This window comes from Methylobacterium sp. J-068, from assembly GCF_022829445.1.
GTDB lineage: Bacteria > Pseudomonadota > Alphaproteobacteria > Rhizobiales > Beijerinckiaceae > Methylobacterium.
This window is the reverse complement of sequence record NZ_JAKSXY010000061.1, coordinates 161,801-177,416: the sequence shown is the minus strand read 5'-3', so window position 1 is coordinate 177,416 and position 15,616 is coordinate 161,801. Positions and strand designations below refer to the sequence as shown.

Here is a 15,616-nt window from a genome sequence, read left to right as displayed (position 1 = left end):
GATCGCGCACGGACGGGGCTCTCGAAACCGGCGGCCGCAGGCGCGCGTTTCCCCGGCCCCCGCCGGAGGCGCCGCCCGTGACCACCGATCTCTTCCCCGACTTCGCCGCCCGCTGGATCGACATCCCGGCCGGGCGCTTCTTCGCGCGCGTCGGCGGGCCGGAGGATGCGCCCCCGGTCCTGCTGCTCCACGGCTTTCCGCAGAGCCATGCCTGCTGGCACCGGATCGCGCCGGCGCTGGCCGAGCGCCGGCGCGTGGTCTGCCTCGACCTCAAGGGCTACGGCTGGTCGGCAGCGCCCGAGGGCGATGCCCGTCACGGGGCCTACGCCAAGCGCACCCTTGGCGCCGAGGTGGTGGCGGTGATGGAATCCCTCGGCCACGTCCACTTCGCCCTCGTCGGGCACGACCGGGGGGCCCGCATCGGCTACCGCCTCGCCCTCGACGAGCCGGGCCGGATCGCCCGGCTGGCCCTCCTCGACATCCTGCCGACCCTCGTCCAGTGGGAGCGGATCGAGGCCGCTCCGCGAAAGCCCTCGCACTGGAACTTCCTGGCCGAGGCTGCGCCGGGGCCGGAACAGGCCATCGGCCGGGACGCGGACGCCTATTTCGAGGGGCTCCTGCGCGACTGGAGCGGGGCCAAGGCGTCCGATCGGAAATCCCTGGACGCCTTCGCGCCCGCGGCCCTGCACCTCTACCGGCAGGCCTGGGCCGTGCCCGAGCGCATCCACGCCTTCTGCGAGGATTACCGGGCTGGCGCCACCCGCGACCGCGAGGCCGACCTCGCGGACCTGGCGACGGAGCGTCACCTGACCTGCCCGACCCTGATCCTCACCGGCGACGGCTACCTCGATGCGGGTCCGGAGACGCCGCTGGCCGCCTGGCGGCGCACCTTCGCGCCGGAGGCGATCGCGGCCGAGATCGCCTCGGGCCACTTCCTCGCCGAGGAGAATCCCGCCGCGACCCTGGCGGCGCTGGAGCGCTTCCTCGCGTGATTGCAGCGCGGGCCGTGCCTTCGCAGGCAGACCCGTCATCCGGGCCGGCGTCGCGTTCCGATACACCTGACGCGCGCGGTCGGCGCCGTCCTCGCCGACGTGAAGGCGGCCCGAGCGGTCGCGCGGGATCGACGCGACGTCCAGGGTTGACGCCCCGGACGGTTGGCGGGAAGGAGAACCCCTGAGGCGGATGCGCGGTCTCTCCCGGGTGCGGAGGCCTCGCGCCCGCCACCCGCACGAGAGCGAACCCGCGCATGACGACCTCCTTCCTGCCGATCGACCGCGCCGTGATCGCCCGCGAGGCGGCCAAGATGCTCCTCGAGATCAAGGCGGTGCACTTCTACCAGGACAAGCCCTTCACCTTCACCTCGGGCTGGGCGAGCCCGGTCTACATCGACTGCCGCAAGATCATCTCGTATCCGCGCCTGCGCTCGACGCTCAACGACTTCGCCGCCGCCACCATCGTGCGCGACATCGGCTACGAGTCGATCACCCACGTGGCCGGCGGCGAGACGGCCGGTATCCCCTTCGCGGCCTGGATCTCCGACCGCCTGATGCTGCCGATGCAGTACGTGCGCAAGAAGGCCAAGGGCTTCGGCCGCAACGCGCAGATCGAGGGCGAGGTGGTGGAGGGCGCCAAGACCCTGCTGGTCGAGGATCTGGCCACCGACGGGCGCAGCAAGGCGATGTTCTGCAAGGCGCTGCGCGACGCGGGCGCCCAGGTCGACCATTGCTTCGTGATGTTCTTCTACGACATCTTCCCCAACAGCCGCGAGCTAATGGCCGATCTCGGCGTGCAGCTCCACTACCTCACCACCTGGTGGGACGTGCTGGCGGTGGCCAAGGAGAGCGGGCACTTCGACCCGAAGGTGCTGGCCGAGGTCGAGAGCTTCCTGCACGAGCCGGCCAAGTGGTCGGCGGCGCATGGCGGCATCTCCGATTATCCGCAGGCCTGATCCGATCCGCACCGTCATGGTCCCGTCACGGGACGGCGTCAGGGCAGGGCGATGATCCCGTTCCTGTCCGGGCCGATGCCCGAAGCCGTCAACTCGGCGGTCAGCCTCCTCGTCGCCTTCGGCCTCGGCACCCTGATCGGGGCCGAGCGCCAGTACCGCCAGCGCACGGCGGGCCTGCGCACCAACGTCCTCGTGGCGGTGGGGGCGGCGGCCTTCGTCGATCTCGGCATGCGCCTCGAGGGGGCGGCGGGCGGCACCCGCACCGTGGCCTACGTGATCTCGGGCGTCGGCTTCCTCGGCGCCGGCGTGATCATGAAGGAGGGCATGAACGTGCGCGGGCTCAACACCGCCGCGACCCTCTGGTGCTCGGCCGCCGTCGGCGCCTTCGCGGGGGCGGACTTCCCCCTGGAGGCCGCCTTCGTCACGGCGGCCGTGCTCGCCGGCAACACCCTGCTGCGGCCGCTGGTCAACGCCATCAACCGCGCGCCCATCGACGAGAGCCAGACCGAGGCGACCTACGAGGTCCAGGTGACCGTGCAGGCCGAGGGCGCCGGCCCCGCGCGCGATCTCCTCGTGGAGCGCCTGGAGGCGGCGCAGTACCCCGTCGGCGGCATCGAGGTGGTGGAGCGCGGCGAGGACACCGTCGAGGTGGTGGCGACCCTGGTGGCGACGGCGGTGGCGGGGGCCGAACTCGACGCCGTGGTGGCGGGCCTGACGCGGATGCCCGGCATCGAGCACGCCACCTGGTCGGTGCAGACGGCGGATTGAATCTCCAGCTTGCGTGCGTCGGCACACCTCGCTCACGCCGGGGCGGATTGCCGGCGGCGCCGGCGCTTCCGAATTGCGAGGCGCGGGCGCCGAGTCCGCTCAGGTTTCGAGGACACGGACATCATGGCATCTGGCAAGAACGCGCTCATCGTCGGGGCCTCGCGCGGCCTCGGTCTCGGCCTCGTCGAGACTTTCCTGCAGCGGGGCTGGCGGGTGACCGCGACGCAGCGCTCGGCCTCGCCGGGCCTTGCCGCCCTGAGCTCGGACGCGCTCTTGGTGGAAACCGCCGATATCGACGACGATGCCGCCGTGGACGCCCTGCACGGGCGCCTCGCCGGCCAGAGCTTCGACCTGATCTTCGTCGTGGCGGGCGTGGCGACGCAGGCGCACGACCCCGCCCATGCCGTGCCCCGCGACGTGGCCGCCCAGGTCTACCTGACCAATGCGATCAGCCCGGTGCGCTTCGCCGAGACCTTCCTCGACCGCCTGGCGCCGAAGGGCCTCGTCGCCTTCATGAGTTCGATCCTCGGCAGCGTCGCCCTCAATGAATCCGGCGGCTGGGAGACGTACCGGGCGAGCAAGGCCGCGCTCAACACCCTGGCGCGCAGTTTCGAGATCCGCCATCACGAGGCGGGTTTCGGCGTGCTGCTGCTGCATCCGGGCTGGGTTCGCACCGAGATGGGCGGGGCCGACGCGGATATCGACGTCGCCACCAGCGTCACCGGCCTCACCGACGTGATCGAGGGCCATCTCGGCCAGACCGGGACGGCCTATCGCGACTACACCGGCAAGACCCTGGACTGGTGAGACCCTGAATGGTGAACGGACGCGTTCAGGGCCGCCCGATCGGCGGGCGGCCGCGACGCTCGACCACCACGGGCGGGCGGGTGCGGCGCTCGACGATGACCGTGCGCGGCGCCCGGCTCGGGCTCGCGGCGGTGAGGATGCGCTCGGGCATCCGCTGCGCGGCCGGCGCGGGCTTGGCCTTCGCGGCGGCGACCACGTGCTCGCGCACGGCCTCGGGCGGCAGGCCGATCAGGCCGGCGGCGATCTCCACCTGCTGATCGATGTCGTCGGCGAGGTCCTGCGCGGCGGCGACCGCCTCGGGGATCGTCGGCGGCTCGCGTCGCACGCGGATCGGCGGGAGATCCTGGAAGGATTTCGAGGTCTTCTTCACGGCGCGACTCGCTTGGGTCATCATCCGACCATAACCGCACCGCGAAGGTTTGTGCATCGCACAAAATCGCGGGCGGCCCGTGCGCTCCGTGCATCGTGGTTCCGTGATGGATTTTCGATCAGGCGCCGCGCGGATTCCTCGAAGCGCGCTGCATCCTGAAAAGCGAAATGCCGACCCGATAGGCAAAGTCGGGCGTCGAAATGCCACAGCACGGCAGGGGCTCATCCGCAGGCAGGGAGACGGCATCGTGGCTTCTGACTGCGTTGCGCGGCCCCAGGACGACGCGGTGCTGTCCTGAAGACGTCCGGCGGGCGAACCGCCCCCTTGCGATCGCCCGGCATCCGCGTGGTTGCGGGGTGGCTGGGGACGGGAGATAGTCACCCCATGCCGACCGCCCTGCGCGACCTGTCCGACCCACGCCTCGTCCCGGCCCGGCCCGAGATCGCCGATGCGCGCCTGCGCGGCCGGGTCGAGGCCGCGCGCTACGTCGTGGGCGAACCGCGCAGCGTCGTGGTGCCCTCGGCCCCGCTCACCCGCGCGCCGCGCTTCGATGCCGGGCTCGAGACCGAGGCGGTGATGGGCGACGCGGTGACGTTCTATGACGCCGAGGAGGGCTTCGCCTTCGTCCAGTTCGCCCATGACGGCTATGTCGGCTACCTGCCCGAGGCGGCCCTCGGCCGCCCCACGGCGCCGACCCATCGCGTCACCGCCCTGCGCAGCTTCGTCTATCCCGGCCCCGACCTGAAGCAGCCGGCCGCCGGCCATCTCACCCTCGGCGCCCGCATCCGCGCGGAGGGGGAGACCGGCGATTACCTGCGGCTGGGCACCGGCGGCTATGTCTTCGCCGGCCATTGCGCGCCCGTCGACGCCGTGGAACCCGACTACGCCGCCACCGCCGAGCGCCTCGTCGGCACGCCCTATCTCTGGGGCGGCCGCACCAGCCTCGGCCTCGATTGCTCGGGTCTCGTCCAGCTCTGCCTCGCGCAGGGGGGGATGGCCGCGCCCCGCGACGCGGACCAGCAGGAGCGCGGGCTCGGGGACGGGCTGCCGCCCGATCTCGACGGGCTCGCACGGGGCGATCTCGTGTTCTGGCGCGGCCATGTCGGGATGATGCTCGACGCCACCCGGCTCATCCACGCCAACGGCCACCACATGGCGGTGGCGGTGGAGCCCGTGCGCGAGGCCGTCGCCCGTATCCGGGAAAAGAGCTACGGGCCGGTGACGTCGATCCGGCGGCTCACACCTTCAGCCGGCTCTTGATCCGGTAGACCAGTCCGTCACGGACATCGCGGTAGCCGTCGAGGCGCTGCTCGCGGGTTCCGTCCTGGATGATGGTCGGGTCGGGGGTCGGCCAGTACTCGACCTCGACCGCGTTGGTACGGGTCAGCTCCAGGGCGGCGTGGTGGGCCTCCGGCGCCAGGGTGATGATGAGGTCGAAGTTCAGCCCCTCCCACTCCTCCAGCTGCGCCAGGGTGCGCGGCTTGTGGCGCGCCGCGTCGATGCCGATCTCGTCGAGCGCCGCCACCATGAACGGGTCGGCCGGCTCGCCGGAGCGGACCCCGGCCGATTGCACGTAGATCGACCTGCCGAAGTAGTGGCGCGCGATCGCCTCCGCCGCGAGCGAGCGCACGGCGTTGAAGTTGCACATGAACAAGGCCGACTGCACGCGCGTCTTCTTCGGGCCGGTCGCGTCCGCCATCCGATCTTCTTCTCAGCCTCGCGCTTCGGGAGGGATCGCGGCTCGGACCGTGCCGGCTCGGGACTTCGCGGCTCAGACCGAATCCGCTTGCTCCCTTCGGGATGGCGGATCCGGGCTGACTCTCAGGCGCCGCGCGGGCTGGGCGAGACCGACTCCGCTTCGATCGAGCGGAAGACGGTATCAGGCCTTCCAGTGCAGGGCGAAGACCAGGGTGAACAGCCGGCGCGCGGTGTCGTGGTCGAGGTCGACCTTGCCTTCGAGGCGCTGGCGCAGCAGGTCCGAGGCCTCGTTGTGCAGGCCGCGCCGGCCCATGTCGATCGCCTCGATCTGGGTCGGCGAGGCGGTGCGGATGGCGTTGTAGTAGCTCTCGCAGATCATCTCGTAGTCGCGGATCACCCGCCGGAACGGGGTCAGCGACAGGAGGTGGGTCATCACCGGCTCGCCGTCTTCGCGCCGGATCGCGAAGGCGAGCTTGTTCTCCACGAGGCCGAGGGTGAGGGCGTAGGGCCCCTCGCGGCCTGGGATCGTGAAGCTGTTGTCCTCCAGGATGTCGAAGATCGCGATGGCGCGCTCGTGCTCCTGGTCGGGGTTGCCCCGCCCGATGGATTCCTCGTCGAAGGTGACCGCCGCGAGGCGATGGGGCGATTGGGGCTCGCTGGATTTGGCCGCGCCGGACATCAGGCCCTCACAGGTTCAGGCGGATGGCCACCGAACGGGCGTGGCCCTCGAGGCCCTCCGAGCGTCCGAGCGCGATGGCCGAGGGTCCCAGCGCCCGCAGGGCCGCCGGGTCGCAGCGCAGGATCGTGGTGCGCTTCATGAAGTCGAGCACGCCGAGCCCCGAGGAGAACCGCGCCGAGCGGGCCGTGGGCAGGACGTGGTTGGGGCCGCCGACATAGTCGCCGATGGCCTCCGGCGTATGCGAACCGAGGAAGATCGCGCCCGCGTTGCGGACCTTGGCGGCGAGGCCTTCCGCGTCCGCCGTCTCGATCTCCAGGTGCTCGGGCGCGAGGCGGTCGACCAGCGGCACGGCCTCGTCGAAATCGCGCACCACCACGATGGCGCCGTAATCGCGCCAGCTCGCCCGGGCGATCGTCGCGCGGGGCAGGGTCGCGAGGGCGCGCTCCACCGCCGCTTCCACGTCGCCCGCCAGCCTCTCGGAATCCGTGATCAGGATCGATTGCGCGGCCGCGTCGTGCTCGGCCTGGGCCAGGAGGTCGGCCGCGACCCAGTCGGGATTGGCGTGGGCATCGGCGAGGATCAGCACCTCGGAGGGACCCGCGATCATGTCGATGCCGACCTGCCCGAACACCCGGCGCTTGGCTGCCGCCACCCAGGCGTTGCCGGGGCCGACGATCTTGGCCACCGGCGCGATCGTGCCCGTGCCGTAGGCCAGCGCCGCCACCGCCTGCGCGCCGCCGACCCGGTAGACCTCGTCGACGCCGGAGAGATGCGCGGCGGCAAGCACCAGCGGGTTCAGGGTTCCCTCCGGCATCGGCACCACCATGACGACGCGGGGCACGCCCGCGACGCGGGCGGGAATCGCGTTCATCAGCACCGAGGAGGGGTAGCTCGCGGTGCCGCCGGGCACGTAGAGGCCGACGGATTCGAGCGCCGTCCAGCGCCAGCCGGCGGTGACGCCGAGGCTGTCGGTGGCCATGTGGTCGCCCGGCACCTGCGCGGCGTGGAACGCCTCGATGCGCGCGGCCGCGAAGCGCAGGGCCTCCAGGGCCTCGGCCGGGCAGGCCGCGATGGCGGCCTCGATCTCGGCCGGCGTCACCCGCAGGGAGGCGACCGTGAAATCCTCGCCGAAGCGGTCGAAGCGGCGGGTGTAGTCCACGAGCGCGTCGTCGCCGCCCGAGACCACGCCCGCGATGATGCCCCGCACGGTCTCGTCGACGTCCTCGGAGATCTCGCGCTTGACGCTGAGCAGGCGCGTGAAGGCGTCGGCGAAATCTTCGTCGCGGGAATCGAGACGGATCATCGGGTGTTTCCCTCGCGCGCGTGTCCCTCGATCGCGGCGCGCCCGGCGGCCACGGCCTCGTGGTCGGGACGTCCCTCGACCTCCCAGACCGGGCCGAGATCCTTGAGTTGCACCTCGATGCATTCGAGGTCGAGCTGGATCGCGGCGCCGCCCGCGAAGACCAGGGTGGCGGTGCCGGAGGGCGCCTCGGTGGGCGTGAAGGTGATGGCGAGGAGTTCGAGGGGGGCCTCGGATTCGGCGCCGGGCGTGATCCCGCGCGTGCGCACCTTGAGCACCCGGTCGAAATGCATGCCCGTCAGCCGGCGGCGCGGCGGCGCGCCGTCCTCCGCCGACCAGTCGAAGCGGCGCGCCACCAGGACGAAGCGGTGCTGGGCGCCAAGATAAGCGAGATCGCTCGCCTTCAGGATCGCGTCCTGCAGGTGGGCGGAGACGACGCCCAGGTCTTCGGCGTCGAGGGCGGCGAGCCTGAGAAGCTCCATGCGGGGTGTCATGGGGGGTGTCGCGCTCTTCCATCGCTCGCCGGCCCCCGCGTTCCGGGCTCGGCTGTTCGGGAGGGTGGGAGCCGTAGGTAGCGAGGCGGCCCGCCCACGGCAACTGTCTGGGCGGAACTCCGCCATTGTCCCGCTTGCCGAACCTGCTAGGGACGGCGCCTCGCGCCGGCTCCCGTCCGATCCGGCGAATCGGAGTTTCCGCGTGTCGGCCGCATCCCTCTCTCCCTCCGGCGAGGCCGCTGGCCTCGCCATCGCGGCGCCGAACGCGGTCGTCGCCATCCCCGTGCGCAACGAGGCCGAGCGCATCGAGGCCTGTCTGCGCGCCATCGACGCCCAGGCCGGCATCCCCGCCGGCAGCCTCGGCGTGGTGCTGTTCCTCAACAACTGCACCGACGCCACGGCGGCGATCGTCGCCGACCTCGTGCCCCGGCTGTCGGTGCCGGTCCGCGTCACGAATGTCGAGTATGCCGGGGCCCATGCGGGCTGGGCCCGGCGCGAGGCGATGAACCGGGCCGCCGACTGGCTCGGCGACACGGGGCTGATCCTCTCCACCGACGCCGACAGCCGGGTGCCGGCCGACTGGGTCGCGCGCAACCGGGCCGCCCTCGACCGGGGCGCCGACGCGGTGGCGGGCCGGATCGAACTCGACGCGGCCGAGCGGGCCCTGCTGCCGCCCTCCTTGCACTGGCGCGGCGAGCGCGAGGACATCTACAGCGACCTCCTCACCGAGGCCGAGGCGCGCATCGACCCCGATCCGCGCGATCCCTGGCCCTGCCACCGCACCACCATCGGCGCCACCCTCGGCGTCAGCGTGGAGGCCTACCGGGCGGTCGGCGGCATGCCGGCCATCGCGCTCGGCGAGGACGGGGCCTTCGTCGCCCTCCTGCTCGCGCAGGGGCTGCACGTCCGGCACGACCCCGCCATCCTCGTCACGGTCTCGGGGCGCCTCGTGGGCCGGGCGCCGGGCGGCGTCGCCGACACCATCCGGGCGCGCTGCGAGAAGCCCGACAGCCTGTGCGACGCCCGCCTCGAACCGGTGCCGCGCGCCCTCTACCGCTACGCCTGGCGCCGCCGCCTGCGCCGCCTGCACGCGGCCGGCCGGCTCGGCACCGAGCGGGTCTGGGCGCGGACCCTCGGGATCACGCCCGAGGACGCCGCGCGGGTGATGGCCCATCCGCTCGCCGGCCACGCGGTGGCGGAGGCCGAGCGCCTCAGCCCGCGCCTCGTCCACCGGCCCCTCGGGCCGCACCAGTTGCCCGGCCAGATCCGCCTCGCCCGGGCGGTGCTGCCGCTGGTCCGCCTCGTCACGCGCCTGATCGGCTGAGAACCATCTCAGGCGCCGTTCAGGCCGGCGCCGCTAGATCGGGCTTCGACGTTCGGGACGGCGCGCGGGGCGCCCGTCAGACATCCGCAGGAGAGACGTCCATGACCAGCACGACCATCCGAAACGCGATCCTGGCCCTCGCCACGGCGGCGACGCTCGGCACCGGGCTCGGCGCCTTCGCGGCGCACGCCCAGTATTACGACGACGACCGCCCGCGTCGCTTCGAGCGCCGCTACGACGAGGATCGCTACGAGCGCCGGCGCTACGACGAGGACCGCTACGACCGCCGCCCGCGCGGCGAGCGCTTCGGCCGGCTCTGCCTGACCGAGCGCGGCAACTGCATCACCGAGCCGCAGCCCTGGGGTTCGCAGTGCCGCTGCATGATCCCGGGCTTCGGCCCCAAGCGCGGCGAGATCCGGGGCTGACCGGCGGCCGGCGCTCCTCTCCCGACGGGGGGAGCGCCGTCGTCCTCAGCTGCGGACGCGGGTGATCTCGGCGCCGCAGCGGGCGAGCTTGGCCTCCAGGGCCTCGAAGCCGCGGTCGAGGTGATAGACCCGGTTGATGCTGGTCTCGCCCTCCGCCGCCAGTCCCGCGATGACGAGGGAGACGGAGGCGCGCAGATCCGTGGCCATCACGGGCGCGCCCTTGAGCCGCTCGACGCCCTCCACGATGGCGAGATCGCCCTCCAGCCGGATCCTCGCGCCGAGGCGGGCCAGTTCCTGCACGTGCATGAAGCGGTTCTCGAAGATCGTCTCGCGGATGTTCGATTGGCCCTTGGCCAGGGTCATCAGCGCCATGAACTGCGCCTGCAGGTCGGTGGGAAAGCCCGGGAACGGGTCGGTGGTCACGTCCACGGCCGCGATGCCGCCGCCGTTGCGGCGGATGCGGATCGTGTCGGCGCCCGTCGTGATCTCGGCGCCGGTGGTGGCGAGGATGTCGAGGGCCGAATGCAGCAGGTCGGCGCGGGTGTTCTCCAGGGTGACGTCGCCCCCGGTCATCGCCACCGCCATGGCGTAGGTGCCCGTCTCGATCCGGTCCGGCAGCACGTCGTGGCGGGCCCCGTGCAGGCGCGAGACGCCCTCGACGGTGATGCGCGGCGTGCCGGCGCCCTCGATGCGCGCGCCCATCTTGGTGAGGCAGGCGGCGAGATCGACGACTTCGGGCTCGCGCGCCGCGTTCTCGATCAGCGTCGAGCCGTTGGCCAGCGCCGCCGCCATCAGCGCCACGTGGGTGCCGCCCACGGTCACCTTCGGGAAATGGATCTCGCCGCCGCGCAGGCCGTTCTTGGCTTTGGCCACCACGTAGCCGCCATCGACCTCGACGGTGGCGCCGAGGCGCTCCAGGGCCATCAGCAGCAGGTCGACCGGGCGCGTGCCGATGGCGCAGCCGCCCGGCATCGAGACGCGGGCCTCGCCGAAGCGCGCGAGCAGCGGCGCGATGACCCAGAAGCTCGCCCGCATGGTGGAGACGAGTTCGTAGGGCGCCGTGGTGTCGATGACGTTCGAGGCGGTGAGACGGATGGTCTGGCCGGTCTCGGTGGTCTGGCCCGGGCGCTTGCCCACCACCATGTGGTCGACGCCGTGATTGCCGAGGATGCGCAGCAGGGCGTTGATGTCGGCGAGCCGCGGCACGTTGCCGAGTTCCAGGGTCTCGCCGGTCATCAGGCTGGCGATCATCAGGGGCAGCGCGGCGTTCTTGGCGCCCGAGATCGGGATCACCCCATGCAGCGGCCGTCCGCCGATGATGTTGATGCGGTCCATCGTTCCTAAAACCTTGCTCGCCGGGGGCACGCGCGGCGCCGCAGGCCGGAGAAATCCGAAATTGAAAGCCGACGGCACGCGGGCCGTCCCTCTGGAAACGGCACCGTTATAGCCAAGTTTTGTCGAAAAGGAGGTTCGCGGCGCCCGATTCGACTCAACCGCCCGCCTCCGGTGTTTCGTCGGACTCCGCGACGGCTCGGCCGCGAACCTGCGCCTTGCGACGGCGCAGGTTGTCGCGCAGGGCCGCCTTCAGGCGCTCGGCCCGCTGCGCGGCGGCGCTCTTGCGCGTGGGCTCGGCCCGGGGGTCTCGGGTCTCCGGCTCGTCCGACGCGGGTTCGTCCGGAATGGGTTCGTTGCTCACGGGCGTGTCGATCATGGAAGTCTGTCGGTCCGGCTGAAGGCGTGCGGGAGGAAGCGCCCGGACCGCCCGATCCGACGACGCGACGCATCGTCGCCACGGCGCCGTGCCGGCTTTGCATTCCCCGCCCGGCGGATGCAAAGCAGGAATGCGGATGTCGACTTGAACCAATTCCAAGTTCACCTGTATCGTCGCATCCGTGCTGGGGAAACCAGCGACACGAGGCGGGCGTCGTCAGCAACTCCTTCAGGGAGTCTGCGCCAAGCTCGCCGACGAGACCGATTGCATCAAGGGCCCCCCGCACGAGGGTCCGCGTGGAAACGATCCCGCCGAGGCCGCGATCCCACCGCCGGCCCCTCAGCCCAAGCGTGAAGGACGGATGCCCGTGAACCGCATGCCCGCGACGATCAAGATCGGCGACACCAAGATCAGCGACACGAAGCAGGGAGCGGGCCAGAACGCGGCCCTTCAGGGTCGGACCGACTACGAATCGCATTTCCGCACCGCGTTGGACCGCCTGCACGGCGAGCGCCGCTACCGCGTCTTCGCCGATATCGAGCGCATCGCCGGCCGCTTCCCGACCGCGCATTGGCGCAAGCCCGACGGCGGCACCTCCGAGATCACGGTCTGGTGTTCGAACGACTACCTCGGCATGGGCCAGCACCCCGACGTGGTCGGCGCCATGACCCGCACGGCCGCCCGCTGCGGCGTCGGCGCCGGCGGCACCCGCAACATCGCCGGCAACAACTCGCCGCTGGTCGACCTGGAGCGCGAACTCGCGGATCTGCACGGCAAGGAGGCGGGCCTCGTCTTCACCTCGGGCTACGTCTCGAACCAGGCCGGCATCTCGACCATCGCCAAGCTGATCCCGAACTGCCTGATCCTGTCGGACGCCTTCAACCACAACTCGATGATCGAGGGCGTACGCCATTCCGGTTGCGAGAAGCGCGTCTTCCGCCACAACGACCTGAAGCACCTCGAGGAGCTGCTGATCGCGGCGGGCGACCGCCCGAAGCTGATCGCCTTCGAGAGCGTCTATTCCATGGACGGCGACGTCTCCGACATCGGCGCGATCTGCGATCTGGCCGACCGTTACGGCGCGATGACCTATCTCGACGAGGTCCACGCGGTCGGCCTCTACGGCCCGCGCGGCGGCGGGATCTCCGAGCGCGACGGCGTGATGCACCGGGTCGACGTGATCGAGGGCACGCTGGCCAAGGGCTTCGGCTGCGTCGGCGGCTACATCACGGGTTCGGCGGTGCTCTGCGACGCCGTGCGCAGCCATGCGCCGGGCTTCATCTTCACCACCGCGCTGCCGCCGGCCATCGCGGCCGCCGCCATCGCCTCGGTGCGCTACCTCAAGCGCTCGAACGGGGAGCGCGAGGCGCACCAGTGCCAGGCGGCCCGGACCAAGGCCGCCCTGGAGGCCGCCGGCCTGCCGGTGCTGCACACCGAGACCCACATCGTGCCCGTGATGGTGGGCGACGCCGAACTCTGCAAGGCGGCCGCCGACCACCTGCTGGAACACCACGCCATCTACATCCAGCCGATCAACTACCCGACCGTGCCGCGCGGCACCGAGCGCCTGCGCATCACGCCCTCGCCCTTCCACGACGATGCGCGCATCGCCAAGCTGACGGCGGCCCTGGCAGAGACCTGGGACACCCTCGATCTCCCCCGCGCCGGGACGGTGTTCGTCGAGGCGGCGGAATAGGCGCGGCTCAGTTCAGCCGCCAGATCGCGCCGGTGAGGACCGTCGCGAAGCCGACCCAGGCGGCGTAGGGCACCAGCAGCCACGCCGCGAGCCGGTCGAAGCGCCAGGACAGGCGGATGGTCCAGAGGATCATCACCCACATCGCGGCCGAAACGACCAGGGCGGCCCCCAGCGCGTGGGCGGAAAAGAAGGTCGGCGTCCAGGCGGCGTTGAGCGCGAGCTGCGCCGCGAAGGCGGCGAGCGCCAGCTTCCAGGGCCCGAGGGTCGGCCCCGTGCGGGGCTTGGCCCCCAGCAGCCGGAAGGCCGACAGCGCGATCATCGCGTAGAGGATGGTCCAGGCCACGGGAAACGCCCAGTTCGGCGGGTTGAAGGCCGGCTTCGTCAGGCCCGCGTACCAGCCCGCGATGTTCGGCCCCGTCGCGGCCGAACCCAGCACGGCCGTCAGCGCCACGGGCAGGATCGCCACCGCCAGCCGCCAGGGCAGGGCGAAGGCGGGCTCCGTGGGAACGTGACGCGGTGACGATGCGGGTGCGCGGGACATGGTCGACGGGATTCCTTGGCGATCGGATCGGGACTTACGTCGGCCTGAAACATCTCTCAACGCCCACGCTTGCGCTCCGTTCGGCGGTCTGCGAGGCGGCGGTCTGCGAGGGCCGTTCGATCGAACGGCCAACTCGATCGAACGATACCGGGGACACGCCGCATGTCAGCACCGAACGCGCCGAAGCCTCCTTCGGAGGCTTCGTTCACGCTCTCGAAGCGCAGCCTCGCCGCGCAGGCCCTGGGCCATGTCGATCCGGTGACGCGGGCCGTGGTGGCGCCGCTGCACGTGGCCACCACCTTCCTGCGCGATCCCGACAACGGCTACAGCTCGGGCTTCTCCTATGCCCGACCCGACAACGCCACCGTGCGCGAGGCGGAGGGCGTGCTGGCGATGCTGGAGGAGGCGGGGGCGGGCGCCCTGCTGTTCGGCTCCGGCATGGCGGCGGCCACCGCCGTCTTCACCGCGCTCGAACCCGGTGACCACGTGGTGGCGCCCCGGGTGATGTATTGGGGCCTGAAGCGCTGGCTCACCGGCGAGATGCCGCGCCGGCGGATCGCGGTCGATTTCGTCGACATGGACGATGTGTCCGCCCTGGAGCGGGCGATCCGGCCCGGCACCACGAAACTCGTCTGGATCGAGACGCCCGGCAACCCGCTCTGGACGGTCACCGACATCGCCGAGGCCGCCCGCCTCGCGCACGCGGCGGGCGCCCGGCTCGCCGTCGATTCCACCGCCGCCTCGCCGATCCACACTCGGCCGCTGACGCTCGGCGCCGATCTCGTCATGCATTCGGCCACCAAGATCCTGAACGGTCATTCCGACGTCGTGGCGGGCGCGCTCATGGGAGCCGCCAACGATGCCTTCTGGGCGCGCCTGACCGCGATCCGCGCGCAGGGCGGCGCCATCCTGGGGCCTTTCGAGGCCTACCTGCTGATGCGTTCCCTGCGCACCCTGCACCTGCGGGTGGCGGCGCAGTCGGCGGGGGCGGCCGACCTCGCCCGCCGCTTCCGGGCCCATCCGCGCGTGTCGCACGTGCTCTATCCCGGCCTGCCGGACGATCCCGGCCACGCGGTCGCGGCCCGGCAGATGGAGGGCGGCTTCGGCTTCATGCTGTCGATCCGGGTCCGGGACGGCGAGGCGGCGGCGATCCGCGCGGCCGCGCGGGTGCGGCTGTGGAAGCGGGCGACCTCGCTGGGCGGGGTCGAGAGCCTGATCGAGCACCGCGCCTCGGTGGAGGGGCCGGATTCGCCCTGCCCGCCCGATCTCCTGCGCCTCTCCGTCGGGATCGAGGCGGTGGACGACCTGTTCGCCGATCTCGACGCGGCCCTGCGGGAGCCCTGACTTTTCGCGTGGTGCGGGGGCGGGGGCTCGCGCGTTGAGGGACACCGATCACCGCCCGAGAGACCGCCCGACCATGACGAAGCCCGTCCTCCTCACCGGAGCCCTCGCCCTCCTGCTCCTCGGCGCGTCCGCCCGGGCCGAGGACGGGCCGCCGGCCCTGAACATCGAGAAGACCTGCCGGTCGGCCGCCTCGGCCAGCGTCAGCGACAATGCCAGCCAGGAAGGCTGCCTGCGCTCGGAGCGCGCCTCGCGCGACGAGGTCAAGCGCCGCTGGAATACGTTCACCCCGGCCGCCAAGCGCCAGTGCGAGAAGCAGTTCGAGGCCGGCGGCTTCCCCTCCTACGTCGAGATGGTGACCTGTCTCGAACTCGCGAGCGGCACCGGCCTGCCGAAGCAGGCCGACGATCCGCGCGCGGGGAAGGGCGCCAGCAGCGTCACGAAGGAGCCGAGCCCCGCCCAGCGCACGGACCCGATCAAGGTGCTCAACGACCGGTAGGACCGGCCGCGGGGA

The 15,616-nt window shown here is 71.8% G+C and carries 18 protein-coding genes; 10 read left to right on the top strand and 8 right to left on the bottom strand.

Features of this window, described 5'->3' with window-relative positions; all coding sequences use genetic code 11:
- Positions 1-77 precede the first annotated feature (77 nt).
- From MKK54_RS08230 to MKK54_RS08215, 4 genes are all read left to right on the top strand, one after another.
- Entirely contained in the window at positions 78-992 is a 915-nt protein-coding gene (locus MKK54_RS08230) for an alpha/beta fold hydrolase (RefSeq protein WP_244010294.1), read from the top strand.
- 254 nt (positions 993-1,246) lie between these two features.
- Positions 1,247-1,948 carry an orotate phosphoribosyltransferase gene (locus MKK54_RS08225; protein WP_244010293.1) on the top strand — a complete coding sequence of 234 codons (702 nt, stop codon included), beginning with the start codon at positions 1,247-1,249 and terminating at the stop codon, positions 1,946-1,948.
- A 51-nt stretch (positions 1,949-1,999) separates the two neighbouring features.
- The gene (locus MKK54_RS08220) at positions 2,000-2,716 is read left to right on the top strand and encodes an MgtC/SapB family protein (RefSeq protein ID WP_244010292.1); all 717 of its coding nucleotides are present in this window, start codon (positions 2,000-2,002) and stop codon (positions 2,714-2,716) included.
- A gap of 120 nt (positions 2,717-2,836) precedes the next feature.
- A complete protein-coding gene (locus tag MKK54_RS08215; protein WP_244010344.1) occupies positions 2,837-3,523 on the top strand; it encodes an SDR family oxidoreductase in 687 nt (228 codons plus the stop codon).
- Between the two features lie 25 nt (positions 3,524-3,548).
- Here MKK54_RS08215 and MKK54_RS08210 read toward each other — a convergent pair whose 3' ends face one another.
- Complete coding sequence (locus MKK54_RS08210; protein ID WP_244010291.1) at positions 3,549-3,914, bottom strand: hypothetical protein; 366 nt, start codon at positions 3,912-3,914, stop codon at positions 3,549-3,551.
- A gap of 375 nt (positions 3,915-4,289) precedes the next feature.
- Here MKK54_RS08210 and MKK54_RS08205 point away from each other — a divergent pair, with 375 nt between their 5' ends.
- Complete coding sequence (locus MKK54_RS08205; RefSeq protein ID WP_244010343.1) at positions 4,290-5,153, top strand: C40 family peptidase; 864 nt, start codon at positions 4,290-4,292, stop codon at positions 5,151-5,153.
- On the opposite strand, the gene MKK54_RS08200 is transcribed toward MKK54_RS08205, so the two are convergent.
- From MKK54_RS08200 to MKK54_RS08185, 4 genes are all read right to left on the bottom strand, one after another.
- On the bottom strand, positions 5,131-5,592 hold the full coding sequence (locus MKK54_RS08200) for a low molecular weight phosphatase family protein (RefSeq protein WP_244010290.1): 462 nt from the start codon (positions 5,590-5,592) through the stop codon (positions 5,131-5,133). The genes MKK54_RS08205 and MKK54_RS08200 overlap by 23 nt on opposite strands.
- A 180-nt stretch (positions 5,593-5,772) precedes the next feature.
- On the bottom strand, positions 5,773-6,270 hold the full coding sequence (locus tag MKK54_RS08195; RefSeq protein ID WP_244010289.1) for a UPF0262 family protein: 498 nt from the start codon (positions 6,268-6,270) through the stop codon (positions 5,773-5,775).
- Between the two features lie 7 nt (positions 6,271-6,277).
- Positions 6,278-7,573 carry a histidinol dehydrogenase gene (gene hisD, locus MKK54_RS08190; protein ID WP_244010288.1) on the bottom strand — a complete coding sequence of 432 codons (1,296 nt, stop codon included), beginning with the start codon at positions 7,571-7,573 and terminating at the stop codon, positions 6,278-6,280.
- Positions 7,570-8,052, bottom strand: coding sequence for a DUF2948 family protein (locus tag MKK54_RS08185; RefSeq protein WP_244010342.1), 483 nt, complete (start codon positions 8,050-8,052; stop codon positions 7,570-7,572). Before MKK54_RS08185 ends, hisD begins: the two co-directional genes overlap by 4 nt.
- A 214-nt stretch (positions 8,053-8,266) precedes the next feature.
- Between MKK54_RS08185 and MKK54_RS08180 the strand changes: the two genes are divergently transcribed.
- Entirely contained in the window at positions 8,267-9,388 is a 1,122-nt protein-coding gene (locus MKK54_RS08180) for a glycosyltransferase (RefSeq protein ID WP_244010287.1), read from the top strand.
- Positions 9,389-9,489: 101 nt separating this feature from the next.
- Positions 9,490-9,813 (top strand): hypothetical protein, encoded by a 324-nt coding sequence (locus MKK54_RS08175; RefSeq protein ID WP_244010286.1) that lies wholly within the window; start codon positions 9,490-9,492, stop codon positions 9,811-9,813.
- Between the two features lie 45 nt (positions 9,814-9,858).
- On the opposite strand, the gene murA is transcribed toward MKK54_RS08175, so the two are convergent.
- Positions 9,859-11,148, bottom strand: coding sequence for a UDP-N-acetylglucosamine 1-carboxyvinyltransferase (gene murA, locus MKK54_RS08170; protein WP_244010285.1), 1,290 nt, complete (start codon positions 11,146-11,148; stop codon positions 9,859-9,861).
- Positions 11,149-11,302: 154 nt separating this feature from the next.
- A complete protein-coding gene (locus tag MKK54_RS08165) occupies positions 11,303-11,494 on the bottom strand; it encodes a hypothetical protein (protein WP_244010341.1) in 192 nt (63 codons plus the stop codon).
- 391 nt (positions 11,495-11,885) lie between these two features.
- On the opposite strand from MKK54_RS08165, the gene hemA reads away from it, so the two are divergent.
- Complete coding sequence (hemA, locus tag MKK54_RS08160; RefSeq protein ID WP_244010284.1) at positions 11,886-13,220, top strand: 5-aminolevulinate synthase; 1,335 nt, start codon at positions 11,886-11,888, stop codon at positions 13,218-13,220.
- 7 nt (positions 13,221-13,227) lie between these two features.
- On the opposite strand, the gene MKK54_RS08155 is transcribed toward hemA, so the two are convergent.
- Positions 13,228-13,761, bottom strand: a complete 534-nt coding sequence (locus MKK54_RS08155; RefSeq protein ID WP_244010283.1) for a TspO/MBR family protein — start codon at positions 13,759-13,761, stop codon at positions 13,228-13,230.
- A 162-nt stretch (positions 13,762-13,923) separates the two neighbouring features.
- Between MKK54_RS08155 and MKK54_RS08150 the strand changes: the two genes are divergently transcribed.
- Together MKK54_RS08150 and MKK54_RS08145 are read left to right on the top strand one after the other, a co-directional pair.
- Positions 13,924-15,105 (top strand): trans-sulfuration enzyme family protein, encoded by a 1,182-nt coding sequence (locus MKK54_RS08150; RefSeq protein WP_244010282.1) that lies wholly within the window; start codon positions 13,924-13,926, stop codon positions 15,103-15,105.
- Between the two features lie 73 nt (positions 15,106-15,178).
- Complete coding sequence (locus MKK54_RS08145) at positions 15,179-15,601, top strand: hypothetical protein (protein WP_244010281.1); 423 nt, start codon at positions 15,179-15,181, stop codon at positions 15,599-15,601.
- Positions 15,602-15,616: the final 15 nt, after the last annotated feature.